The organism is Haloarcula salina (assembly GCF_010119195.1).
In the GTDB taxonomy this organism is placed as follows: domain Archaea; phylum Halobacteriota; class Halobacteria; order Halobacteriales; family Haloarculaceae; genus Haloarcula; species Haloarcula salina.
This window is the reverse complement of record NZ_WRXL01000001.1, coordinates 117,531-141,845: the sequence shown is the minus strand read 5'-3', so window position 1 is coordinate 141,845 and position 24,315 is coordinate 117,531. Positions and strand designations below refer to the sequence as shown.

At 68.5% G+C, this 24,315-nt stretch carries 24 protein-coding genes; 12 read left to right on the top strand and 12 right to left on the bottom strand.

The features are described 5' to 3' along the window. Positions 1-205 precede the first annotated feature (205 nt). From GM656_RS00775 to GM656_RS00765, 3 genes are all read left to right on the top strand, one after another. Complete coding sequence (locus tag GM656_RS00775) at positions 206-1,609, top strand: class II fumarate hydratase (protein ID WP_162411740.1); 1,404 nt, start codon at positions 206-208, stop codon at positions 1,607-1,609. A 316-nt stretch (positions 1,610-1,925) separates the two neighbouring features. After that, on the top strand, positions 1,926-2,159 hold the full coding sequence (locus GM656_RS00770) for a hypothetical protein (protein ID WP_162411739.1): 234 nt from the start codon (positions 1,926-1,928) through the stop codon (positions 2,157-2,159). 106 nt (positions 2,160-2,265) lie between these two features. Beyond that, positions 2,266-2,562, top strand: a complete 297-nt coding sequence (locus GM656_RS00765; RefSeq protein ID WP_162411738.1) for a DUF5789 family protein — start codon at positions 2,266-2,268, stop codon at positions 2,560-2,562. 6 nt (positions 2,563-2,568) lie between these two features. Here GM656_RS00765 and GM656_RS00760 read toward each other — a convergent pair whose 3' ends face one another. After that, positions 2,569-3,405, bottom strand: a complete 837-nt coding sequence (locus GM656_RS00760) for a DUF7537 family lipoprotein (RefSeq protein ID WP_162411737.1) — start codon at positions 3,403-3,405, stop codon at positions 2,569-2,571. Positions 3,406-3,494: 89 nt separating this feature from the next. On the opposite strand from GM656_RS00760, the gene gatE reads away from it, so the two are divergent. Further along, complete coding sequence (gene gatE, locus GM656_RS00755; RefSeq protein WP_162411736.1) at positions 3,495-5,372, top strand: Glu-tRNA(Gln) amidotransferase subunit GatE; 1,878 nt, start codon at positions 3,495-3,497, stop codon at positions 5,370-5,372. On the opposite strand, the gene GM656_RS00750 is transcribed toward gatE, so the two are convergent. Genes GM656_RS00750 through GM656_RS00740 form a run of 3 tightly spaced genes read right to left on the bottom strand, consistent with a single transcriptional unit; the run spans position 5,373 to position 6,492 of the window. Then, positions 5,373-5,783 carry a DUF7344 domain-containing protein gene (locus GM656_RS00750; protein ID WP_162411735.1) on the bottom strand — a complete coding sequence of 137 codons (411 nt, stop codon included), beginning with the start codon at positions 5,781-5,783 and terminating at the stop codon, positions 5,373-5,375. Continuing rightward, entirely contained in the window at positions 5,780-5,992 is a 213-nt protein-coding gene (locus GM656_RS00745; protein WP_162411734.1) for a hypothetical protein, read from the bottom strand. The genes GM656_RS00750 and GM656_RS00745 overlap by 4 nt, the downstream gene beginning before the upstream one ends. Further along, a complete protein-coding gene (locus GM656_RS00740) occupies positions 5,989-6,492 on the bottom strand; it encodes an HTH domain-containing protein (protein WP_162411733.1) in 504 nt (167 codons plus the stop codon). Before GM656_RS00740 ends, GM656_RS00745 begins: the two co-directional genes overlap by 4 nt. Positions 6,493-6,741: 249 nt before the next feature. Between GM656_RS00740 and GM656_RS00735 the strand changes: the two genes are divergently transcribed. Continuing rightward, complete coding sequence (locus GM656_RS00735; protein ID WP_162411732.1) at positions 6,742-9,207, top strand: bacterio-opsin activator domain-containing protein; 2,466 nt, start codon at positions 6,742-6,744, stop codon at positions 9,205-9,207. Positions 9,208-9,252: 45 nt separating this feature from the next. Here GM656_RS00735 and GM656_RS00730 read toward each other — a convergent pair whose 3' ends face one another. Both GM656_RS00730 and GM656_RS00725 read right to left on the bottom strand, forming a co-directional pair. Continuing rightward, on the bottom strand, positions 9,253-9,975 hold the full coding sequence (locus GM656_RS00730) for an RNA methyltransferase (protein ID WP_162411731.1): 723 nt from the start codon (positions 9,973-9,975) through the stop codon (positions 9,253-9,255). Next, the gene (locus GM656_RS00725) at positions 9,972-10,496 is read right to left on the bottom strand and encodes a hypothetical protein (protein ID WP_162411730.1); all 525 of its coding nucleotides are present in this window, start codon (positions 10,494-10,496) and stop codon (positions 9,972-9,974) included. The genes GM656_RS00730 and GM656_RS00725 overlap by 4 nt, the downstream gene beginning before the upstream one ends. A 107-nt stretch (positions 10,497-10,603) precedes the next feature. Between GM656_RS00725 and GM656_RS00720 the strand changes: the two genes are divergently transcribed. Further along, entirely contained in the window at positions 10,604-11,446 is an 843-nt protein-coding gene (locus tag GM656_RS00720; RefSeq protein ID WP_162411729.1) for a DUF7537 family lipoprotein, read from the top strand. 33 nt (positions 11,447-11,479) lie between these two features. Here the strand turns inward: GM656_RS00720 and GM656_RS00715 are convergent, their stop codons facing one another. After that, a complete protein-coding gene (locus tag GM656_RS00715) occupies positions 11,480-12,931 on the bottom strand; it encodes an alpha,alpha-trehalose-phosphate synthase (UDP-forming) (RefSeq protein ID WP_162411728.1) in 1,452 nt (483 codons plus the stop codon). A gap of 241 nt (positions 12,932-13,172) precedes the next feature. Here GM656_RS00715 and GM656_RS00710 point away from each other — a divergent pair, with 241 nt between their 5' ends. After that, the gene (locus GM656_RS00710; RefSeq protein ID WP_162411727.1) at positions 13,173-13,877 is read left to right on the top strand and encodes a 6-hydroxymethylpterin diphosphokinase MptE-like protein; all 705 of its coding nucleotides are present in this window, start codon (positions 13,173-13,175) and stop codon (positions 13,875-13,877) included. Positions 13,878-13,889: 12 nt separating this feature from the next. On the opposite strand, the gene GM656_RS00705 is transcribed toward GM656_RS00710, so the two are convergent. Further along, entirely contained in the window at positions 13,890-14,888 is a 999-nt protein-coding gene (locus GM656_RS00705; protein WP_162411726.1) for a TIGR04024 family LLM class F420-dependent oxidoreductase, read from the bottom strand. A 248-nt stretch (positions 14,889-15,136) separates the two neighbouring features. On the opposite strand from GM656_RS00705, the gene GM656_RS00700 reads away from it, so the two are divergent. Continuing rightward, entirely contained in the window at positions 15,137-15,820 is a 684-nt protein-coding gene (locus GM656_RS00700; RefSeq protein ID WP_162411725.1) for a haloacid dehalogenase type II, read from the top strand. 14 nt (positions 15,821-15,834) lie between these two features. Here GM656_RS00700 and GM656_RS00695 read toward each other — a convergent pair whose 3' ends face one another. Together GM656_RS00695 and GM656_RS00690 are read right to left on the bottom strand one after the other, a co-directional pair. Then, entirely contained in the window at positions 15,835-16,809 is a 975-nt protein-coding gene (locus tag GM656_RS00695) for a M48 family metallopeptidase (protein WP_162411724.1), read from the bottom strand. A gap of 45 nt (positions 16,810-16,854) precedes the next feature. After that, on the bottom strand, positions 16,855-18,012 hold the full coding sequence (locus GM656_RS00690) for a dihydropteroate synthase (protein WP_162411723.1): 1,158 nt from the start codon (positions 18,010-18,012) through the stop codon (positions 16,855-16,857). Between the two features lie 153 nt (positions 18,013-18,165). Between GM656_RS00690 and GM656_RS00685 the strand changes: the two genes are divergently transcribed. Beyond that, a complete protein-coding gene (locus tag GM656_RS00685; protein WP_162411722.1) occupies positions 18,166-19,182 on the top strand; it encodes a phosphotransferase family protein in 1,017 nt (338 codons plus the stop codon). Here GM656_RS00685 and GM656_RS00680 read toward each other — a convergent pair. Next, on the bottom strand, positions 19,179-20,060 hold the full coding sequence (locus tag GM656_RS00680) for a carbohydrate kinase family protein (protein WP_162411721.1): 882 nt from the start codon (positions 20,058-20,060) through the stop codon (positions 19,179-19,181). The genes GM656_RS00685 and GM656_RS00680 overlap by 4 nt on opposite strands. Positions 20,061-20,240: 180 nt before the next feature. On the opposite strand from GM656_RS00680, the gene GM656_RS00675 reads away from it, so the two are divergent. From GM656_RS00675 to GM656_RS00665, 3 genes are read left to right on the top strand one after another with little or no spacing between them, the layout of a single operon-like run. Next, positions 20,241-21,728 (top strand): COG1361 family protein, encoded by a 1,488-nt coding sequence (locus tag GM656_RS00675; protein WP_162411720.1) that lies wholly within the window; start codon positions 20,241-20,243, stop codon positions 21,726-21,728. Next, positions 21,725-22,408: an ABC transporter ATP-binding protein gene (locus tag GM656_RS00670; RefSeq protein WP_162411719.1), complete on the top strand. Its 684-nt coding sequence runs from the start codon at positions 21,725-21,727 to the stop codon at positions 22,406-22,408. Before GM656_RS00675 ends, GM656_RS00670 begins: the two co-directional genes overlap by 4 nt. Beyond that, on the top strand, positions 22,398-23,534 hold the full coding sequence (locus GM656_RS00665; protein ID WP_162411718.1) for an ABC transporter permease: 1,137 nt from the start codon (positions 22,398-22,400) through the stop codon (positions 23,532-23,534). Before GM656_RS00670 ends, GM656_RS00665 begins: the two co-directional genes overlap by 11 nt. Here GM656_RS00665 and GM656_RS00660 read toward each other — a convergent pair. Beyond that, positions 23,531-24,043 carry an HTH domain-containing protein gene (locus GM656_RS00660; protein ID WP_162411717.1) on the bottom strand — a complete coding sequence of 171 codons (513 nt, stop codon included), beginning with the start codon at positions 24,041-24,043 and terminating at the stop codon, positions 23,531-23,533. The two genes, GM656_RS00665 and GM656_RS00660, sit on opposite strands and share 4 nt — an antisense overlap. Positions 24,044-24,315: the final 272 nt, after the last annotated feature.

Below are 24,315 nucleotides of genomic sequence, written 5' to 3'. Positions count from 1 at the left end.
CACCAACGTCGTTGTGGCGTCGAACTCATGCTAAGTGGAGAGAGATTCTACTTAACATTTCCGAATGATAACACACGTTTATTGAGGTCACGGGGGTTGTGGCCGGCGATTCCCCGACCTGGAGTCGTCAGTCGTCGTCGACCGACCCATCCGTGCCAGTCCGTACCGATGGGTTTTACGACCACGGGGTCGACCCCCCGCACGTATGACCGATGAGTACCGGACGGAGCGGGACAGCCTCGGTGAAATGCAGGTGCCAGCCGACGCGTACTGGGGAGCCCAGACCCAGCGCGCCGTCGAGAACTTCCCCATCAGCGACGTGACATTCGGACGGCGGTTCGTTCGCGCGCTCGGGGTGGTCAAGAAAGCCGCCGCACAGGCCAATCGCGACCTCGGGACGATTCCGGAGGACAAGGCCGACTGCATCGTCGAGGCCGCCGACGAGGTCATCGCCGGCGAGCACGACGACCAGTTCCCCGTCGACGTGTTCCAGACCGGGTCGGGCACGTCCTCGAATATGAACGCGAACGAGGTCATCTCGAACCGCGCGACCGAACTGTACGGCGGCGAGATCGGGACCCGCGAGATCCACCCGAACGACCACGTCAACTTCGGCCAGTCGAGCAACGACGTGATCCCGACGGCGATGCACGTCGCCGCCCTCGAAGCGGTCGAGAAGGACGTGATCCCCGGCCTGAAAACGCTGCGCGACGAACTCGAAGCCAAGGAAGACGAGTTCGCCGACGTGGTCAAGACCGGTCGCACGCACCTCCAGGACGCGACGCCGGTGACGCTCGGCCAGGAGTTCTCGGGCTACCGCACGCAGGTCGAGAAGGGCATCTCCCGCGTGCAGGACACCCACGGCCGCCTGGCCGAACTCGCGCTGGGCGGCACCGCCGTCGGGACCGGGCTGAACACCCACCCCGACTTCCCGGCGAAGGCCGCGGAGTACATCAGCGAGGAGACGGGCATCGAGTTCCGCGAGGCCGACAACCACTTCGAGGCGCAGGCCGCACACGACGCGATGTCCGAGGCCCACGGCGCGCTCCGGACCGTCGCCGGCTCGCTGAACAAGATCGCCAACGACCTCCGCCTGCTCGCCTCCGGCCCGCGCAACGGCCTCGGCGAGATCGACCAGCCGGAGAACCAGCCCGGCTCCTCGATCATGCCCGGGAAGATCAACCCCGTCGTCGCCGAAGCGGTCAATCAGGTCCACAAGCAGGTCGTCGGCAACGACGCCGCCGTCTCGGCCGGCGCGGCCGAGGGACAGATCGACCTGAACCTCTACAAGCCCGTGCTGGCCTCGAACTTCCTGCAGTCCGCCCGCCTCATCGCCAACGGGAGCGAGGTGTTCGGCGAGAAGTTCGTCGCCAAACTCGAAGCCGACGCGGAGCACTGCGCCGAGCGCGTCCAGCAGAGCATGGCGCTCGCGACGGCGCTCAACCCCGCCATCGGCTACGACAAGGCCAGCAAGGTCGCGAAGAAGGCCCTCGCCGAGGACAAGACGATCCGCGAGGTCGTCCTCGAAGAGGGCTACCTGGACGAAGACGAGGTCGACGAGGTGCTGGACCCCGCGAAGATGACGGAGCGGGGGATACTCGGAGAGTAGCGAGGGGCCGAACGAAGTGAGGGCCCTCGATAGAGCGAGCGGGAGCGATAGCGACACGCGAGTAGCGGGGGACGCGAGGGGCGCGAGGGGCGCGACCGAAGGGAGCGGCCCTCGATGGTGCGAACGGCGAAGCCGTGAGCCGCGGCGGGACGACCGAAGGGAGCGGCTCTCGATGGGGGAGCGTCGCGACGCGTGAGAGTAGACGACCGCTGCGTGTGTCCGAGGCGTTGAACGTGGGTGACGGGGCGAACGGGAGGGCGGTTTCCCTCGAACCCCCGAACCGGTTATGCTACTCTGTGCTAAACGGTCTCATACAATGGGAGCGACAGTGTTCCTCGACAGTCCGATGGGCGACGAGTCCCGAATCGAGTGCGAGACGGCGAAGATCATGGGCAACGTCGTCTGGGCGGTCGCCGACGGCGACGGCGGCGAGCGCGTGATTCCGCTCGGGAACGTCGCGGGCGTCGCCGGCGACGTGGTCGAACAGGAAGTGGACGAGGTAGAGTACCCAGGCGGTCGGGTCACCGAACTGGTCACGCGACTCTCCTGACGGGCGCAGGCAGCGGCGCATCGACAGCCAAGTGCTGACGACCGCAAGAACAGTCGGTCAAAATTCATAACATTCTTTAATTATGGATGTCTGGGTGCAGACACCGATGCGCTACTCCGAGACCCACCAGCTGTTCGAGCAGGCGTGTGACTTCCCCGCCGACCACGAGACGGTCGTCCGACAGCTCGGGGACGTGGAACTGACGTCACAGACGGGCGATTCGGTCACAGTCCGCGAGATACTGACGCTGACCGACGAGAGTACGTATCACACGTCGGAAGAACTGTACACGTCGCTGGTCGGTAACCTCGGCGACCCCTTTATCGGACGGAAGTACTACGACGACCGGGCCGGGAGCACGTCGGGAACGAAGACTGTCCGGTCCGACGTGGACATGCTGTAAGGGCCGTCACGCGCCGCCGGTCGGTCGTCCTGCCGGCGTCTGGCCCACTGGCGACCCCGACTCGTTCGTCGCGTTTTCGAGCCACACCGGACGGGAAACGGTCGTCTCGTCGACCTCCTCGTATCGGAACCGGTAGCTCACGATGTCAGTCTCGGTCCGGTAGCGGACCTCGAAGCGCCGGACGAGTCCGTCAGGAGCGACGAGGAACTCGACGCGGTACTCCTCAAGTCGCTCCGTCGAGGGGACTTCGCCGCCGGTTCCGCGGATCCGGTAGAATCGCGTCCCGTTCCTGACGACGACCGCCGTCTCGCTCCGGTCGACGACGCCGTATCGCCCCAGGTAGAACGCCGTCCGGGCGGCGAACTTGTCCCGTGTGAACTCCAGTCGCCCGCGCCGATACTCGACGGTGCCGTCGTCGCGGCGCTCGTACCAGCGTGTCCCGTCCGCGTACGTCGACTGCTCGAAGCGGGCGACGCTCCCGTTCGCCGCGGTTCGCACTTGGACCATCTCGTCGCGGTAGCGGGTGGGCGACGCCACCGCGATGGCGGCCGCCCGCCGAACGGATTCCGACCCGTTGGCGGCGCTGAACGCCCGATCTTCTTCTCTGAGCGTGTACGACGTGTTTTCGAGGGCCTCCCGGTGTGCTACAGAGAGGCGCGACACGCTGTGGAGGCCGTCGCGCGCGACGCCCGGCGGGTACTCCGGACCCGTGGCGCTCGGTTGCGCCGTCGGGACCGGTGCCGGCGTGACGGTCGTCTGCCCCGCCTCGTCGGGCCCGACCAGCGCGCTGCAGCCGGCTGTCGTCAGGAGGCAGGCGAGCAGCGCCGCGGACAGCCAGCGCATACCTGTTCTGCGGAGCAGAGACCCAAAAGGACAGCGCCGAGGCGGCGGAAGGGAGCGTTTTTTGGCCCCCGGTCCCGGACCATCCGACAATGACTGCCGCCGACTTCGACTACGAGGATCTGGGACTGGTGGCCGGCCTGGAGATCCACCAGCAGCTCGACACCGACACGAAGCTGTTCTGTGACTGCCCGACGCAGCTTCGCGAGCCCGAGGAGTCCGGGCGGTCGTTCACCCGCTATCTCCACCCGACGAAGAGCGAACTGGGCGAGATCGACGAGGCCGCCCTGGAGGAGAGCATGGTCGACCGGGAGTTCGAGTACCTCTCGTACGACACCACCTGCCTCGTCGAAGAAGACGACGAGCCGCCCCACCGCGTCGACCGCGAGGCGACGGAGACGACCCTGGAGATCGCGCAGTTGCTCGACATGAACGTCGTCGACCAGGTCAACGTCATGCGCAAGATCGTCGTCGACGGCTCGAACACCACGGGGTTCCAGCGGTCGATGCTGGTCGCCAACGACGGCGAGATCGAGACGAGCGACGGCGCGGTCGGCGTCGAGGACATGCTCCTGGAGGAGGAGTCCTGCCAGCGCGTCGAGGAGACCGACGACGGCGTGCGCTTCTCGCTCGATCGGCTGGGCATCCCGCTGGTCGAAATCGGGACCAAGCCCGACATCAGCTCGCCCGAGCAGGCCCGTGAGGCCGCAGAGCGCATCGGCATGCTGTTGCGCTCGACGGGGAAGGTCAAGCGCGGCCTCGGGACCATCCGCCAGGACGTGAACGTCTCCATCGCCGAGGGCGCGCGCATCGAACTGAAGGGGGTCCAGAGCCTCGACGACATCGACGACTTGGTCCGCAACGAGGTCCGCCGGCAGGTCGAGCTGCTGGACATCGCCGAGGAACTCGGCGAGCGCGAGGCCACTGTCGGCGAGCCCCGGGACGTGACCGCGGTGTTCGAGGGCACGGACTCGGGCGTCATCGGCGGCGCGCTCGATAGCGGCGGACGAGTGCAGGCGGTCCTACTGGAAGGCTTCGACGGCCTCGTCGGCCGGGAGATCCAGCCGGACCGACGGCTCGGCACGGAGCTCTCGGACCACGCCAAGCGCCACGGGGCCGGCGGCATCTTCCACACCGACGAACTGCCGGCCTACGGCGTCACCGAGGCCGAGGTCGAGGCCCTGCGGAAGGCGATCGACGCCGGTCCCGAGGACGCCGTCGCGCTCGTCGCCGACGACCCCGAGACCGCCGAACTCGCCATCGAGGCCGTCGTCGAACGCGCGGAGACGGCGCTCGACGGCGTGCCCGAGGAGACCCGAGACGCCAACGAGGACGCCACCTCGCGCTACCTCCGTCCGCTCCCCGGCGCGGCGCGGATGTACCCCGAGACCGACGTGCCGCCGGTCGAGCCCGACGTGACCGAGGTGGAGACGCCGGAACTGCTCACCGAGAAGGTCGAGCGCTACCAGTCCGAGTTCGGCCTCGGTGCCGGTCTCGCCGACCAGGTCGCCTACGGCCAGCGGTGGCCGCTGTTCGAGACGCTGGTCGACGACGAGGGCGTCGACCCGACGCTGGCCGCCGGGACGCTGGAGTCGACGCTGACCGAACTCCGCCGCGACGACGTGCCCGTCGAGAACCTCACCGACGACCACCTCCGGGCGGCGATCCTGCTGGTCGACGGCGGGGACGTGCCCCGGGAGGGCATCGAGGACCTGCTGACGGCGCTCGCAGAGGATCCGTCGCTCTCGGCCGAGGAGGCGGTCGAGCAAGAGGACCTCGGTGGCGTCGACGAGGCGGCCGTCCAGGAGGCCGTGGCTGAGGTCGTCGAGCGCCACGAAGACCAGGTCGAAGAGGAAGGGATGGGCGCGTTCTCGGCGCTGATGGGCGAGTGCATGGGCGCGCTCCGCGGCAAGGCCGACGGCGACGTGGTCAGCGACGTGCTGCGCTCGGAGATCCAGAAGCGGGCCTGATCACGACAGCGAGTCGAGGTCCGGCTCACGCGGTGCCACTCCGTTTTCCGCCGGGCGGTCGTGCGCGATCGTCAGTTCGAGCAGCGATACCAGTTCGCCTGCGTTCGGACCCACACACACCGAGTCGTCCGATTGGTCGTAGCGGACGACGCCGGCCTCGACGAGCTGCGGCAGGTGATGGTGATACAGCGAGGTGTAGATCTCGAGGCGTTCGTCGGGATACTCTCCGGCCGGCGTGCCGTATTCCAGGGCCGTGACCGCGTCTGCGACGTCCGGCAGCGAGAGCGGCGTCGGATACATCGAGAGCGTATAGAGGAGGTAGCGACGGAAGCGTGAGGAGAGGAGCGACAATCGTTTGTCGACGCTGAGCGGTTCGGACTCCGTCGGTTCCTGCGGGGACTTGATAGTCATTGCGTGAGTGCGTGCGTGTCGTCGAGCCACTTTGCGTCGGTTCCCTGCGATTCGAGCACGGCCCGAAGCGTCGTTACGTCGCGAAGGGTTTCGTCGACGAGCGCGATTAAGGCGTCGTCACCACCGTCGAGTTCCTCGCGGGCGCGCCGGAGGTGCGTCTCGGCCTCGGCCAGTCGCGTTCGCGCCGACAGCGTCGTTCGCTCGGTCATCGGTCTCCCGGGACTGCGGGCGCGCGCTCGCTCTCCGCCTCGCGCTCGCTCGACGGCGTCGGCGCGGAGAGGGCGGCGACGCGATCCCGAACGCACTGGACCGTTCCGTCGCGCGTACACGGCGCGACGTGTCGCAACTCCCCGTCGACGAACTCGGCGAGCCCCATCAGGGGGAGCGAGATCACGTCGATCGTCCGATCGGACGCTATCGTCGTCGAACTGTCCCGCCAGCCGAAGGCGTCGAGCGACGCGCCCGAGGCTCGTTCCCAGCGTTCGAAGGCGGTGAGCCTGTCGAGCAGGAACTCTCCGTGTTCGGTCCGGTGGGCGGTGTCTGGCGCGAGGCGGTCGCCCCAGACGTAGATCGACAGGTCGGCGATGCGTCCGTCGTTTTCGAGGGCTTGTAACTGTCCGATGACGTGGTCCTGCTGCTGGGAGACGCCGGCGGGCGAGAGCGACCGGACGTACAGTTCGACGCTCGGGAGATAGGTGTCTGGTGGCATGGATCGATTCGGTGTGGTACCTATTCTCCAGTTCAATTGTCAGCCGCCTAAGCACTCTCTCTAGGTCCCTAGAAACACCGGCTTCCGCTCCCTTCTCTCCCTGTTCTCTAATGGTAGAGTCGGCCGTACTCTGCCGTTCGGCCCGCGGACACATCGGACGAGAAGCGCAGTGAGTGCCCTCCCACGCCAGTACTGTCGGTATTCTAACGAAACTGCCGGGACTAAGTGACTCGGCCCCACAGCAGTCCCATGGCTCCGAGCGTGGCCGACGGACACGACGAGTGGTCACTCCTGGGACCGGCCATCGAAGCGCTCCCGATTCCGTTCGCGGTCATCGACCCGGAGGAGACGGTTCTCGCGGCCAACAGAGCGTGGCGGGAGTTCGCCGGCCCGGACGGTCGCCCGACCGAGTCGGACGCGCTCGGTGTGGCGTACCGCGAAGTCGCGGCCGCTGCTGACGGCGACCACGCCGGACGGGTGTCCGACGGACTCCGGGCGGTACTCGAGGGCGAGCGCTCGCAGGTCGAACTCGCGTATCCCCGCCACTCCCCCTCGTCCGGTCGGTGGTACCTCCTGCGTGCGGCCCCGTTCACCGTCGACGGAACGCGGTTCGTCGCCGTCGCCCACGTCGACATCACCGAACGCAAAGCACGGGAGGAGGCGCTGCAGCGGGCCCACGACATCTGTACCGACGCTGACCGGACGTTCGCAGAACAGGTCGACGCGCTCCTGGAATTCGGATGCGAGGTGCTGGGGACCGACTTCGGCACGCTCTCGCACGTCCACGGCGACGAGTACGTCTTCGAGGCGGTCACGGCCCCACCCGGCGTGGACCTGAAACCCGGCGAGACCACACTCACGGACGCGCTCCCGGTGTGCCAGCACGTCGTCGACCACCGCGAACCGCTCGCGCTCAGCGACGTGGCCGCGCAGGCCCCGGCGCTCGAAGACCCAGAGTGGGGCATCGCGAACTACGTCGGTGCACCGATCGTCGTCGACGGGGACGTGTACGGGACGTTCTGTTTCTACGGACAGGAACCGGCCGCACGCGAGTACACCCAGTGGGACCTCACGTTCGTCCGGATTCTCGCCGACTGGGCGAGCTACGAACTGGAACGCCGGCGACACGCCGACCAGCTCGACGCGCTGAACACCGCGTTTCCGGACCCCAGCTTCGTCGTCGACGCCGAGGGGCGGTACCTCGACTGCCTGACCGTTCCCGAGGCGCTGGACCGGATCGTCGACGACGCCGATTCGCTGCTCGGCAAGACGCTCCACGACGTGCTCCCGGACGCGACCGCTGACTCGCTGCTCTCGACCGTCCGCGACGCGATTTCGACCGACTCCTTTCAGTCCGTCGAGTACCGGCTCGACGCGCCGGCCGGCGAGCTGTGGTTCGAGGCCCGCGTGGCGCCGCTCGACGGCGGCAAGTACGACCCGGACACCGCTATCGTCGTCGCCCGGGACATCACGGAGTACAAGGAGCGCCAGGCGGCCCTCGAACGCCAGCGAGACGAGCTCGAACAGCTCCAGCGGCTCAACGTGCTCGGCCGTGAGATCATGAAGGCGCTGCAGGGGGCGACCACGCGCGAGGCCATCGAGGCGGCTGTGTGCGACCACCTCACCCGATCGGACCTGTACAGATCGGTGTGGGTCGCGACACGCGAGAGCGAGTCGACGGTCGAACCGGTCGCGGCAGCCGGCGTCCCGGGCGACTCGCTGGAGACCGTCTCGCCGCACGAACACCGGCTGGCGACGGACGCGCTGGCGACCGACGAGGTGGTAGTCGTCGACGACCTCACGGCCGTCGCACAGCGGTCGTCGGTCGAGACGGACGCGCCGCTCGTCCGAGACCACTCGTCGGTAGCTGCCGTCCCGTTGACCACGGGCGAGACCACTTTCGGCGCGTTGCTGGTCTACGCTCCCGTCGGCGACGCAATTGGCGAACGGGAGGCGGAGATTCTCGGCGACCTCGGGCAGGTGATCGCGCTCGCGATCCAGCGGGTCAACAGCCAGCGCTCGCTGCTGTCCGCGACGGCCATCGAACTCGAATTCCGCATCACGGACTCGGACTCTATCTACGCCGACGTCTCGGCGGAGTTCGACTGCGTCCTCGCGCTGGAGCGACGGGTCCCGACCAGCGACGGAACCAGGCTCAACTACGTCCGGGTCCACGACGCGGACCCGGTGGCGGTGTGTCGTGCATTGGCGGCGTCAGGCGAGGTAGACGCCTGCGCCGTGGTCCAGGAGGCGACCACGGACCGATCGGCGCTGCTCGAAGTCACGTTCGACGCGATCGACGCGTCGCCGCTCGACGTGCTCAGCGACTACGGTAGCGCGGTCACGCGAGCGGTGGCGGAGAGCGGCGACCTGCTGTTCTCGGCGGAGCTCGCCCCCGAGACCGACGTGCGCGCCGTCGTCGAAGCGATCCGGGAGATCGAACCCACGGTCGAACTGCGGAGCAAGCAGTACCTCGACCAGCCGGTGACGACGGTCTCCGACTTCCAGACGCAGGTGCGCGAGAGACTGACGCCGAAGCAGGCGACGGCGCTCCAGACCGCCTACGCCCGCGGCTACTACGACTGGCCGCGCGAGAGTTCGGCCGAGGAACTGGCGGAGACGCTCGGTATCTCGGCCCCGACGCTCCACTACCGGTTACGCAAGGCACACGACACCGTGATGGCCTCGCTGTTCGAGCGCGACGACGGGGACTGACGGCCCGCACCGCGGCGGGACCACCGCACGCCGACACCGCCTCCGTCAGTCGTCGCGGTGCTCGATGCGCTGTCTGGCCCGCCGGAACAGCCCCCTGAGCGTCTTGGTCTCACGCCCGGTCGGCTGGGCGCGACCCAGCAGCCGGCGGAACAGCCGCCGGGCCTTCGGCCGTTTCTCCTCGGGGTGGCCGATGGCCGTGAGGAACCGCCCGAACTCTTCGTGGAGACCCTCGACGGCCGGCTTCTCGGCGAGCGCGTGGAGCTCTTCGGGGTGCTGGTCGGACGCGACGGTGAGGTCCCGAAGCTCGTAGAGGACGATGGTCGCCGCCTGCCCGAGGTTCAGAACGGGGTAGGACTCGCTGGCGGGAATGGAGCAGATCACATCGAGTCGCGAGAGCTCGTCGTTCGTCAGTCCGACCCGCTCGCGGCCGAAGACGACGCAGATATCGCCGTCGACGCGGCGGAGCGAGTCGGCCAGGTCGGCCGGCGTCGTCGCCGGGTACCGGACGTGGTTGGCTGGGTCCTCGTTGGTCGTCGCCGTGCAGGCGACGGTGTGGTAGTTCTCGGCGAGGTGGTCGAACGTCACCGTCTCCGCGTTCGGGAGGACGTCCTCGCGGGCCTGCCCCGCGAAGCCGTAGGCCTCGCCGTCGGGGTCGAGTTCCGGCGGATCGACCAGCAGCAGCTCCGAGAGGCCGAAGTTCTTCATCGAGCGGGCGATGGTGCCGACGTTGCCGGGCGTCTCCGCGCCGACGACGGCCACCGAGATCATACGTCGAGGTCGCTCAGGTCGATGTCCAGCGCGTCGATCTCGTCCTGGTCCATCGCTTCGACCTCCTCTTCGAGGCCCGGAATCGCCTCGTCCGGGTCCGGGGCGTCGGGCAGCGCGGTCGGGTCCTCTTCGACGTGTTCGAGGCCCTCGTAGCCCTCCGGCGCGCGGTTGCCCTCCGCGAACCACTCGTGGAACGCGGACTGGAGGTCGGCCTCGCCGGCGTAGGCGTCGCCGCCGGCCTCGCGGAACCAGTAGAGGAAGTCCGGCTCGTGGGCCGAACAGAGGACGACCTCGCCCATCGGCTCGCCGTAGATGACCTCGGCGACGTTGCACTGGGAGATGTCCTCGTCGCCGTGGATCAGCCAGCAGGCGTCACAGGGGTCGACGACCCGGTCCGCGAGCACCAGGAGTCGCTGTCGGGTGTCGGGCTCCATCGTCTTGAGCAGCCGGACCCGCCCGTCCGGGCCGAGCACGTCTTCGTCGAAGCGCCAGCCCCGAAGCCCGATGTTGACCTTGCTCATGTCTCAGCGTCGGGGGTTCTCCGACTAAAAGAGCGCGGTGTGTCGCCAGCGATACCTGACAGCGAAACGGCCACAACGCACTACTGTGTGTATAAAGTGGCTCAGGTATGCCTCTCCAACGAACTCACGTCTCGCTCGTCATGGTCGTTCTCCTGGCTCTGACGGCGGGCTGTAGCGGTATCTTCGGCGGTGCAGACACCGGCGCAAGCGGTTCGATGGCGACGCCGACGGACGGCAACGGTCCCGCGCCGGGGACCAGCGGGTTCGACGCGGCGGCCATCGAGACCGGCCACTTCGAGACGCTGTCGACCGAGTCGTTCACCGCGTCGCTGTCGTTCCGGCTCTCGACGGTCCGCGACGGCGAGAACCGCTCCGTGTTCGTCAACCGAACCGTCGCCGTCGACCGGACGGACGATCGCGCGCTCGCCACTGGCGCGCTGGTCCGGGCGAACGGGGCCGCACTGGAGACGACGACTTACACCGCGAACGGGACGACGGCCGAGCGACGGGTCCTCTCGACGCCGAACCGGACGGCAACCGAGTACCGTTCGGACACGGCCCCCTACGACGGCGCCGTCCGCCCGGTCAACGCCAGCAGCGTCCTCGACCGATCGCTGGTCCAGTCGCTCGGGTCGGACGTCGACTGGACGTTCGCCGGGACCGAGACCGTCGACGGCGACCGCGTCTCCCGATTCGAGGCGAGCGGGCGCAACGTCACCGGCTTCGCGGCTGACGAGGCCGTGGCTGCGAACGTCACCGAGGGCGAGTCGATCGACGCCGTCAGCGCGTCGGTGCTGGTCGACGAGCGGGGCGTCGTCCGCTCGTTCCGGTACTCGCTCGCCACGGAGCGCGACGGCCGACCGTTCAGCGTCACGCTGACGCTGTCCGTCTCCGGGGTCGGCGAGACGACGGTCGAGGAACCGGACTGGCTGTCGAAGGCGACCGCCTGACCGACGGCCCGATTTCGATTCGCTCCGTCTCTGCTATTTTCCCGCACCGAACTGTCTGGCCACCCAGTGTCGACTGTCGAGGCGCTCGACGCTCTCGCGGAGCGACCGCAGCCGCTCGGCTCGCTCGGGCGCGTCGAGTTCCAGCGCCCGCTCGATAACGTCGGCGATGCCCCCGATGTCGTGGGGGTTGACCGTCAGTGCGCCGTCCAGGTGGGACGCCGCGCCCGCCAGGTCGCTCAGGACCAGCGCACCGCCGCCGTCGACGCACGCCGCGGGGTACTCGTGGGCCACGAGGTTCATCCCGTCGCGGTGGGGCGTCACGACCGCGACGTCCGCGGCGCGATACAGGCCGGCGAGGCTCTCGCCGCTCAGGTTCGCTTCCGTGTAGACGACGGGCTGCCAGTCGGCGGTGCCGAAGCGGTCGTTCACCCGCTCGACGGCGTCGAGCACGTCCCGGCGGTAGCGCCGGTAGGCCGCGATTCCCTCCCGCGTCCGACTCGCCTTCTGCACGTAGGTGAACGTCCCTCGGAGGGCGGCCCGGCGTTCCCAGAGGTGCGCCAGCGCCTCGATGCGCTCTGGAATCCCCTTCGAGTAATCGAGCCGTTCGACGCCGAGGGCGAGGCGAATCGACGGGTCCGAGCGGCTGTCGCCCAGCACCGAGCGGCGCACCGCGGTCGTGTCGGCTGCTCGGGCCCGCGCTCGGACGGCGTCGGCGTCAATGCCGAGCGGGTTCGCGACCACGCGCGTCTCGTCGTCGTATCGGACGACCCCGTCGCCCGTCTCGACGGACGCGTCGGGGAGCACGTCGTCGACGCAGCCCAGGAACCGCTCGGCGTAGGCGAGCGTGTGAAAGCCGATCACGTCACAGGCCAGGAGCCCGTCTAGGATGGCCGTGCCGTGGGGACAGTGTCGGAACACCGACGGCGCGGGCCAGGGAATGTGCCAGAAGTGGTGCAAGGTCGCGTCGGGGCGACGGTCCCGCACTCGTCTGGGCGCGAGCGCGAGGTGGTAGTCCTGAAACCAGATCGGCTCGCCGTCGTCGGCGACCTCGCTCACGGCCGCCGCGAACTGCTCGTTGACGGCGCGGTACTGCTCCCAGAAGGACGGTTCTGCCCACATCCGTCCCGTGTCCTCGTGACAGAGGGGCCAGAGCACCTGATTGGCGTAGCCGTAGTAGTAGCCCTCGACGGCCTCGTCGGAAAGCGGGAGCCGCTTCAGGCGGTAGGCCGGGTCGGACGGCGGGACCTCGACGACGCCGTCGTCGGCGACGGCCATGTCCGCGTCGCCGCTGGCCCACGCGACCCACGTCCCGCCGCGCTCGCGCATGACCGGGTCGAGCGCGCTCGTCAGTCCCCCCGTCGCGAACTGGACCTGCGTCTCGCCGTCCGCGCCCCGCTCGTGGCTGTACGGTTCGCGGTTCGAGACGACCACCAGCGATGCCGGACCGGCCCCGACCGTCCGCTCTCCTGACAGGTCCTCTTCCATCCCCCGACGGTACGGTCCGGCTCTCCTTGAGACTGTCGTGAAGCGCCTGCTCGGAGAGTATCTGTCCCACCTCGGAAGCAGCCGAAGCGAACACCACAGCGGGCTGGTAGTAAGAGAAAGCTTATACCGGAGGACCCAAAACACAGGCGTGAAAGCCGAAAGGGCACCCGGGTAGGGGTACACGGACGTGCCATTTCGGCTCAACTCGGTTTATCTGGAACCTACGTTGGCAGCGACAGCTATGGACTTTCACACGTGGGAACCCGTCTACGAGGCCGTGCTCGACGACTTCGGCTATCCCCGCGACGGCGACGAGCGGGCCCGCGACCGACTCGAAGCGCTGCTCGACGGCGCTGAGACGTACGACCCCGCGGCGCTCGGACTCGACGGCGCGACGGTCGCCGTCGCCGGCGCCGGCCCGTCGCTCGAAGCGGAGGCCGACCGAGCGGCGGAAGCGGACGTGGTCCTCGCCGCCTCGACGGCGGCCGACCGGCTCCGTGACGCCGGCGTCGCCGTCGACTGTATGGTCACCGATCTGGACAAGAACGCCGCGACCGGGCGGGCGCTGACGGCCGACGGCACGCCCGTCGTCGTCCACGCCCACGGCGACAACGTCCCGGCGCTGAACGGCCACGTCCCCGCGTACGACGCCGCGTTCGTCGTGCCGACGACGCAAGCGGCCCCGACCGCCGCCGTCCGCAACTTCGGGGGCTTCACCGACGGCGACCGCGCCGCCTTCTTCGCCGACCACTTCGGCGCGTCGTCGCTCACGTTCCCCGGCTGGGACTTCGACGACCCGTCGGTCGGCCCCGAGAAGCGCCGGAAGCTCCGCTGGGCCGAGCGGCTGCTCCACTGGCTCGAACGCCGGCGCGGGGAGCGCTTCGACGTGCTCGACGAGCGACGCGAGGCCATCGACCCGATCGGGGAGCCGGATTCGACCGACTGACGACCGCGCCGATCAGGGCGCGAGCGCGTCCATCGTCGCGTCGATGACCGCGCGGTCCGCGGCCCGCGGGAACGAGACGCTGACCGCGTCGACGCCGTCGATGGCCTCGAACGTCTCGATGCGCTCGCGGCACTCCTCGGGCGTTCCGGCCGCCGCGAGGCTGTCGAGCAGGTCGTCGCCGATGGCGGCGACGGCCGCGTCTTTCTCGCCCGAGGCCCACCGAGCCGAGATCTCGTCTGCCGTCTCCTCGTACCCCTGGCGAGCCAGCGCGTCGCGGTAGAACGTCCCCATGCCGCCGACGTAGAACGCGAGGTGCTGGCGGGCCAGTTCGCGGGCCCGCTCACGGTCGGCCAGCGCACAGCAGGGCAGCGACAGCGTCACGCGCTTGTCGTCCAGGTCGCCATCACCGAGCGAACAGCCTCGTTCGAAGTCTTCGAGCCGATCTCTGAGGCCCTCCGGCGTGAGCAACAGCGCGTGCCAGCCGTCGGCGAAGCGCCCGGCGAGTTCGACCGACTTCGGCCCCAGCCCTCCCGCGTCCACGCCGGGGGCGGGCTCCGGCGGATCACACCGCAGGCGAAAGCCCGAGAGCGAGAACACGTCGCCGTCGTACTCGACCGCCTCGCCGGAGAGGACCAGCTTCACGATTTCGACGGCCTCCCGGGTCCGCTTCAGCGGTCTGTCGAACTCGACGCCGTGCCAGGCTTCGATGACGATGGGACCGGAGGGACCGATACCCGCGCGGAAGCGCCCGTCGGAGACTTCCTGCAGGGTGGCCGCAGTCTGACCAAGCAGCGCCGGTGACCGCGAGTAGACGTTCAGCAGCGAGGTCCCGATCCCGACCTCCTCGGTTCGCTCGGCGATACTGGTAAGCGTCGTCACGGCGTCGCGGCCCCACGTCTCGGGAAGCCACACTCGCCCGTAGCCCCGTTCCTCGGCCTGCCGACTCATATCGACCAGGGCGTCCACCGAGGGCTGTGCCGCGACGGGGAGGAACACGTCCCTGGCGGTCATCGCTCGGCCTCCACGGCCCGAGCGCGAGCGGTCGTCGCCGTCGGCTTTGCGATTCCCGACCGCGTCCGTAGCGTGCGTCTCGTTCGCATTGGTCATTGTGGGTGTGCGGGCGGGATAAATCCGGGTGAGAGGGGGACGGCGGCCCGTTGAACGCCGTTTATTCTCACTGTTCTGGCTGACGCGTGTCCGGACGGACCCGTACCCCACGGCGACGGAGCTATTTGTGCACCGCGGTCCAATGGGGTGCCATGCCGTTCGACCCGGACCGCGTCACGACGCTCACGTTCGACTCGTACAGCACAATCGTCGACGTCGAGGCGGCCGAGACGGCCCTCGCCGACCGGGTCTCGGACCCGGAACCGGTGTCGCGGCTGTGGCGCTCCCGCTCGCTCGCCTACACCTTCCTCGCCAATCAGATCGACGCCTACAGGCCGTTCTACGAGATGAACCGCGACGCGCTCCAGTTCGCGCTGGACGCCCACGGCGTCGATATCTCGCCGGAGGAGCGCGACGAGATCCTCGCGGTCTACCACGAACTCGACGTGTTCGACGACGTGCGCGAGGGGATGAACCGGCTGTACGACGCCGGCTACGACCTCTACGTCGTCTCGAACGGCAATCCGGAGATGCTGGAGTCGATGGTCGACCACGCCGGCATCGGCGGCCTCGTCGCGGACACGGTCAGCGCCGACGAGGTGCAGGCGTTCAAGCCGGCGGCCGAACTGTACCACCACGCCGCCGACCGAATCGGGACAGACATCGAGGAACTCGCCCACGTCACCGCCGGCTACTTCGACGTGTACGGCGCGATGCACGCCGGGATGCAGGCCGTGTGGGTCAACCGCGACGGGGGCCCGTGGGATTCCTTCGCCGGCGAGCCGGACCTCACCATCGCGTCGTTCCACGACCTCCGGGACGAGCTGGTCGACTGAGTACGGCGCGGGAGCTACCGCTCCCTCGACCGCGACAGCCGCCGGAGGCGCTCGATCCGGTCCGCCGTCCGGGGGTGAGTCGCCTTGAGTGCGGCCCGGACCCGCCGAATCGGCTTGCGAACCGACCAGAACAGCGGCTCGCGTGGCCAGGACGGGTCGTAGCCCACCTCTCGCTCGTCGCTCGGCGGTACGATGCCGAACGCCGCGTGTGAGGACGTCCGCAGGTCCTCGCCGGGCGTCGCCACCCCGTCGGAGAGCGTCTCCAGGGCGCTCGCGAGCGCGGCGGGGTCGCCGGTAGTCGCGACGGCTCCCCGGTCGGCCGCGAGTTCGCGCGTCCGCGAGAGCCACGCCACCAGCACCGCGCTGACCGCCCGGGCCCACGACGACCCCGAGCCAACGCCTTCGGCCTCGCCGCGCTCGACGACGAGCGGCTTCGACGCCAGGGTCAGCACGGCCGCGTCGCGGTTCGTGAGGTGCGCGAGTTCGTGGGCGAGGACCGCCCGCAGTTCCCGGTCGGAGAGCGCGTCCGTCGCGGCCGTCGACACCACGAGCGTCGACGACGACGGGCGCGTTCCGACGGTCATCGCGCCGCCGACCGCGTCGTCGGTCACCCGGACGGCCGGCGGGAGACAGTCGACCTGCTGGGCGAGACGTTCGACGGTCCTGACCAGCGCGGGGCCGGCGGGCTCCGTCTCGATGCCGTCGAGGAGTTCCCGGCCGCCGCTCACCGACAACCGCCACACGTCACGGAGAATGAGTACGGCCCCCACGGCGGTTCCGAGAACGACCGCGGCCACCGTCAGTTCGGGCGGAATCGCCGACAGCGACACCACCGCACCGACCGCCGCAGCGAGCAGTGTCAGCGCCTGTACCGTCACCAGGAGTCCGGCGGCGACCGCGAAAATCGGGAGGGCGAGCACGGCGACCGCGAGGGCGAGGAGAATCGCGACCATCCGGAGGCGCAAGCCCCACGCCGCTGTCCGGTCCATGTCGGGTGCGACCTGTGCCGGGCTAATAAGCCTGCTGTCGGTCGGTTAGACGCGCCGCGACAGCGACGCGCGCAGTTCCCCGGCCAGTTCGCGGTGGCCGTCCTCCGCGAGGCTGTCGGCGACGACCTTCATCGCGGTGGCTGAGCCGCCGACGTACTGGCCGCCGTCGTTCCTCTCGACCAGCACAACGTCGGTGACGCTCGCGACGGCCCGGAGGCTGGCGCGGGCGTCGTCGGTCAGGTCGCCGAGCAGGAACGTGAGCGTCGCGCCGTCGTCGGTGCCGCCCGCGACCGTCTCGCCGACCGACTGGTGGCGCGCGACCTCCCGCAGTGTCACGTCTGTCAGTTCCGCGACGGTCGGCCCGGGCTCGGTCTCGGCGCGGGTCGTCCGCTCGTCGCCGAGCGCGTCGGCCACGCGAACCACGTCGTGGGTCTCTCGCGTGTCGTGCGTGCGGACGATGTGCGAGCCCCGTTCGACCTCCATCGTCGCGGCGGCCAGCGACACCGCGAGCTGGTTCTCGGTCTCGGGCTGGTCGGCCAGGTCGCCGAGGAAGTCCTCGCGGTTCGTCGCGGTGAGCATCGGTCGGCCGAAGGCCCGGAACTCTCGCAGGCGGCGGAACAGCTCCCAGTTGTCCTCGAACTCCTTGCCGTCGTACCAGCCGCCGAAGGCCGGGTCGATGATGGTCTTGTCCGTGAAGCCGTCGCGCTGGATCGCTTCGAAGAGGTCGTCGATGGTCTTCAGCGCGCCCGGGCGGGCGAGGTCCGGCGGGCTCGCCATCTTCACGACGGGCACGTCGTGGTCCTCGACGACGCCCTTCATCTCCGGGTCGGCGAAGCCACAGACGTCGTTGATGAGGTCGAAGCCGTGGCCGATGGCCGCCTCGGCCACCTCGGCGTAGCGGGTCTCCAGCGAGAGGGGCACGTCCGCGTCGAGTTCGTCGACGAGCGGCGCGACCTCTTCGAGCCGGTCTTTCTCCATCTCGACCGGCTTGGACTCGTACTTCGGGTTGGCCGACTGGAGCCCCACGTCGATGATGTCCGCACCGGCGGGGACGAGGGTCTCCTCGATGGCCTCGGCGGCTTCTTCGGGGTCCAGGTACACGCTCGGCTTGTACCCGGAGTTCGAGCTCATGTTCAGGACGCTCATGATCCTGGTGGGGTGGCCATCGCCCACCGGGAGGCCGTCGATGTCGACCGTGCGCATACCGCCCCCTGAGGACTGTGGGTACAAAGACCCCCCGACATCGGCAGTGTCTCTCGGCGGTCCCCTGCCGGCCGCGGTCGCGTCGCCCACCGTCGATCCCGTGCGCTGAGGGGATTGACAGATTTATTTACACGCCGCCGCAATACGAAGGCAGTGTCGACTCCGGAACAGGACATCGAGGCGGTTCTCGCCGAGTCGGGACCGGACTACGAGGGGTTCGAGTTCGAGATCCCGGGCGGCGGCCACCAGAGCGACGTCTACATGGTGACGCTGCACCACGCCGGCGAGGCCTACGAGGTGGTGGTGAAGTTCAAGCCGCCGGGCGACGTGCCCTTCGCCGTCGAGCCGTTCCTCCACGAGTACGTCGCGGAACGGACCGAGGTCCCGGTTCCGCGCATCCTCGTCTACGAGGAGGAGCCCGACGCAGACGTGCCGCCGTACTTCGTCACCGAGCGCGTCCACGGGGAGAACCTCGCCGAGGAGTTCGCCGGCCTCACGACCGAGGACCGCCGTCGCGTCCTCTCGCAGGCGGGGCGGAACCTCGGCGACCTGCACTCCGAGATCGGGTTCGAGGCGTTCGGCCGCCTCACCCTCCACGACGACCGGCTCATCGTCCGGGACTGGATGGGGAGCTGGCGCGAGTACTTCGAGACGCTCACCCGGTCGCACCTCTCGAACCTCGACGGGACGCCCTTCGGAGACGTGCGCTCGCGGGCGCGAGAGACCATCGAACCCGCCCTCTCCGAGGTCCCCGAGTCCGGCGTGCCGCGCCTGGTCCACGACGACTTCCGGCCGGCGAACCTCCTGTTCGATCCCGCCGAAGACGAGCCGATCACGGCCGTCCTCGACTGGCAGGACGTACTGGCGGCGCTGCCGGAGTACAACCTCGCACAGACGGAGTTCCTGTTCATCGACTCGTCGTTCAGAGACCCCGAGATCCGCTCGTCGCTCCGGGAGGCGTTCCGCGAGGGCTACCGCGAACACCGCTCGATGGAGTTCGGTGCGGGCTACGAGCGACGGCGGCCGCTGTACCAGCTCTCGACGCTCCTGTGGCGGATGGCGGGCTTCGACGCCGCGTTCGCCGACGAGTCCGGCCTGGCCCAGGCACGCGCCGAGGCCCAGTACCGACAGCAGTTCGAGCGACTCGTCGAGGAGATCGAGTCGGCCTAGCGCCCGGGCCCCGACGAGCGGTCCGGTCCGAGCAGCCCGTCGACGGCGTCCCAGTCGAGCGCGGCACGCGCTCCGTTCGTCTGCGTCGCGAGCGCGCCGCAGGCGTTGGCGACGGCGAGCGCCCGGTCGATGTCGTCCCCACGCCGCGTGGCGACGATGAAGCCCGCCGCGAACGCGTCGCCGGCCCCGGCGGTGTCCACCGTCTCGACGGGACACCCCGGCGTCGTGACGGTCCGGTCGCCCGTGTGGGCCGTCGCGCCGCAGTCTCCGTGTTTGACGACGACCGTCGACACCGACTCGAAGAGTCCGTGCTCGCGGGCGTGGTCGGCCTCGCGGTCGTTGCAGAACAGCACCGACGCGTGTGACAGCACGGCCGTGTAATCGCGATACGGGAGCCGCCGTCCCGGATCGAAGCTGACCGGGATGTCGGCGGCCGCCGCGTCACGCGCGAGGCGCGCTGCCGTGTCCGGGTCCTGGCCCGTCAGGTGGAGGTGGTCCGCGCCGGCCAGCGCGTCCGCCGGCAGGTCGGCCGCACGGAACGCCTCGTTCGCGCCGTCGTTGCCCAGTACGGCCACGTCGCCGTTCTCGTCGACGATGAGGTACTTCACCGTGGTCGGCTCGCTCGACTCGATCAGGTGCGTCTCGACGCCCGCTTCGGCCAGTTCCCGCCGGGCATTTTCCCCGTGGTCGTCCCGGCCGACGCTGCCGAACACTAGCGGGTCCGCTCCCAGCCCGGCCAGCGCGACGGCCGCGTTCGTCGCGCTCCCGCCGCCGGACTGCGATCGGTCCGTGATCCGGCCCTCGCCGTCCGGCTCCGGGAGCCGGTCGACGTGGAGCGTCACGTCCCAGTTGACGTGCCCGGCACAGATGACGCGCATGTCACCCGCTGGGACGGCCGCTGGTATATCAGTTCCCCCCGTCAGTTCGCGACGAAACACAGTCAATATATTTAACAGTCGGCCCTTCGCAGAAGCGGTCATGGAACCGGTCCCCGATCTCTCCCTCCTGTTGAGCGACTGGAACGTCGAGCAACCGCAGCGACTGCGGGTGACGGACTGATGCGTCGGCTCTCGGCCGTTCTCGTCTGTCTCCTCGTCCTCGGCTCGCTCCCGCCGTCGGTGGCCGGTGCGAGCGTCAACGTCACTATCTCCGACGTGGAGGTGACGCCGTCCTCGCCGGCCCCCGGCGAGACGGTCACGTTCGACACCACCGTCCGCAACTTAGAGAGCAGCGACTCGCCGCTCGAGATCAACGACATCGCCATCCGGCGATCGGGCGGCCGCGGCATCACCGAGTACGAACGGGTCTCGGACCTCGGCTCGATCTCGCCGGGGAGTTCCCTCGAAGTGCCGCTGACGGCTTCCTTCGGATCGGCCGGCACGCGTGACCTGCGCGTCATCGTCTACGGCCGAGACCGTGGCTCCGGCGAGAGCGTCACCATCCGCTACCCGGTATTGCTCCAGGTCGAGGAGAACCACCCGCAGGTCGACATCACGGCGAACGACTCCGTCGCCGGCGTCGAGTCAAGTGGCCGGGTCACCGTCGCCAACGGGCTCGATACGCAGCTCTCGAACGTGGAGGTGGTCGTCCGCGGGCAGGGCGTCGAGATGACGAAGCGCCGCACCGTGCAGGCGACCGTCCCGCAGAACGGTTCCATGACGGCGCCGTTCCGCTTCCGCCCGCGGTCGGCAGGCGACCACGACCTCACCGCCACCGTCCGCTACACGATCGAGGGTAACACCAGACGCAACGTCTCGCGGACCACGACGATCGAGACCGACCCGCTCCGGGAAAACGTCTCCATCGATACCGAAGCGGTCGGTAGCGGCACCGAACGCGCCCTGCAGGTCACCGTCTCGAACGGCGCGAACGTCCCGATCTCCGACGTGGCGATCACCGCCCGCTCCGAGAACGCGACGTTCCCGCGAGCGCTCATCGAGAACGTCTCGGCCAGTTCCTCGAAACGGGTGCGGCTGAACGCGACGATGAACGAACCGCGGGCCGACGTGCGGGTCGCGGCGACCTACGATCTCGGTTCTGAGACCCGCCGCGCCGTCACCGAGACCGAACTCCGATCCGTGCCGGGCGCGATCGAACTCACCGGCCTCGACATCGTACGCCAGGGCTCGCGCTACCAGATCTCGGGCAGCGCGAGCAACGTCGGTTCGACGGCGGCTGACAGCGTCCTCGTCAGCGTCGTCGACACGGAGACGGTCACGCCGGCGACGCCGAACCGCGACTACTTCGTCGGGACGGTTCCGGCGAGCGACTTCGTCTCGTTCGACGTGTACGCGAGAACCGAGGGCAACACCACGTCGATCCCGCTCGAAGTGACGTACCTCGTCGACGAGGATCGGAAGACTCAGCGCTTCTCGGTCGATCTGAACCAGTTCGGTGGGGCAGCGTCGCCCGAGACGCCCGAGAGTAGTAGCGGCGGCCAGAGCGGCCTCCTGCCGATCCTCGCCGTGGCCGGACTGGCCGCCCTCCTCGTCGTGGGCGTCCTCGTGCGTCGATACCGTCGCGGCGACGACGAACTCGACGTATGAAGGTCGTGGACGCCGACGACCTCGTCAAGCGCTATCGCACCGGCGGTCAGACGCTCGACGCCCTCGCCGGCGTCGACTTCGACCTCGACGCCGGCGAGTTCGTCTCGATCATGGGCCCGAGCGGCAGCGGCAAGACGACCCTGCTGAACATCCTCGGGCTGCTCGATACGCCGACCGAGGGACGGATCCGCCTCGACGGGCAGGACGTGACCGGTCTCAGCGACCGCAAGCGGACAGCGCTCCGAAAGCGGACCATCGGGTTCGTCTTCCAGCACTTCTACCTGCTGCCGACGCTGACCGCGGTCGAGAACGTCGAGGTACCGTTGCTGCTCGACCAGCCACCAGGACTCACGAAGCGGGCGCGGTCGCTGCTCGAACGGATGGGACTCGGCGACCGACTCGACCACCGCCCCGACGAACTCTCGGGCGGGCAGAAACAGCGCGTCGCCATCGCCCGCTCGCTGATCAACGAGCCGAAGATCGTCCTCGCGGACGAACCGACCGGCAACCTCGACAGCGAGACCGGCCGCCAGATCTTAGACGAGTTCCAGCGCATCGCCGACGAGGACGACGTGGCCATCGTCGCCGTCACGCACGACGACCTCGTCAACGAGTACGTCGACCGGACCGTCCACCTCGTCGACGGCACCATCGGGAGGGAGCGCAAGAGTGGCGGGTAGGTACTTCCCGGCGGCGCTGATGGCCCGCCGGAACCTCACGCGGACGAAGATGCGGTCGCTGCTCGCGTCGCTCGGCATCGTCATCGGCGTCATCGCCATCGCCTCGCTCGGGATGTTCGGCGTCGCGCTGCAGTACTCGTTCACGCAGAACCTCGGGGACATCGGCAACCAGATCACCGTCTCGCCGAACACCGCCGAGAACGTCACCGAACTCACCGAGCGCGACGTGCGCGACATCCAGCGGGTCGCGAGCCCGACGGCGACCGTCGCGCCGGTCAAACAGCGCGTCGAGCCGGTCTCCTTCGACAGACGGACGACGGGGAGACAGCTCGTCTACGGCGTCGAGAATCCCGCGGAACTCTACGAGGCTCGCGAGGGCCGCATCACCGAACCGTTCCGGACCGGCGCGCTCGTCGGGGCCAACATCGCCGAGGAGCACGACCTCCACCCCGGGAGCACGATCACGGTCAACGAGAGCACCGTCCGCGTCAGGGCAGTCCTCGCTGAGGGCGACGCCTTCTCGTCGCTCAACCCCGACAATCGGGTTCTCCTGCCGGCGAGTTCCTTCCAGGAGCGCGGATACTCGCAGGTGTACGTCATCGAGTCCTCGGGCTCGCGGGCCAACGAGACGGCGATGGCCATCCGAAACTCGCTCAACGACCGCCAGGAGCGCGTCAACGTGATGGAACTCGGCTCGATCGTCGACACGATCGAACAGCAGTTCCAGATCATCAACACCGTCCTCGTCGGCATCGCCTCCATCTCCCTGCTCGTCGCCGGCATCTCCATCCTGAACGTGATGCTGATGTCGACCGTCGAGCGCCGCGAGGAGATCGGCGTCCTGCGGGCCGTCGGCTACCAGAAGCGCGACGTGCTGAAGGTGATGCTCATGGAGGCAACGCTACTTGGCGTCCTGGGTGGCGTCGCCGGCGTCGTCCTGAGTCTCGGCGCCGGCCTGGCGATCAATCACTACACGGTCGGCGACGCGACCGCGGTCTTCAGGATGGCCAACGCCTGGTACCTCGGGGCGGCGTTCTCCTTCGGCGTGGTAACGAGTATCGTCAGCGGTCTGTATCCCGCCTGGAAAGCGGCGAGCGAGGAGCCCGTCGAAGCGCTCCGAGGTTAGATGGTCGTCTCGACGCCCGGGTCGAGCCACGGATCCGTCCGGCCGACCGTCACGGAGTCGAACTGCGAAAGCCAGTTCTCGTCCCCACGTTCGAACGCCTCTAGCGCGTCGCCGACGGTGTAGGTCCGATCCTCGTCCGTGCAGGGGAAGACGGCCTCCATCGCCGAGCCATCGTACAGCGCCAGCGAGACGACCGGGAACACGACGACTTCGTCCACGCGGTCCATCCCGACGTAGCTCCGGGTCCGGCGCTCGAAGGCCGGTTCGAGGGAGTGGCCGTTGCGGTCGGCCCAGTCCTTGAACTCCTCGTAGGTGGCGATAGCGCCCGAGCGCTTGTCCTCGGCCATCGTCCGGATGCGCTGCCACTCGCCGGCGACCATCGACTCGCTGAACACGCCGTTCGCTTCGAGGCGCTTGACGCGGTTCAGCACCTGCTGCTGCGCGTCGAACGTCCCGTAGGTGTCGCCCCGAAGATACAGTTCCGCCCGAAGGTGTGTGTCTCCTGTCATGGGTTGATCAATTGAGTATTCTCCAGAAGCTAACTAAACTCTTTCCCAAAATACAATTGTTACCATACAACATTATTCTTTCGAAGGTATTTTGACTTTAGTGGCCGCTATTACGCTATTATGGCCAGTAAGTGGGAACTCAAGAACACCGTTATATGTTGGGTCTGCTATACGTTATTTCTATTACAGTCGATGGAACATTCGTCGATCATCGAATTCATAGTGGTTGGTTACCCAACCATTTATAAATATTTCTCATTGATATATTTGAA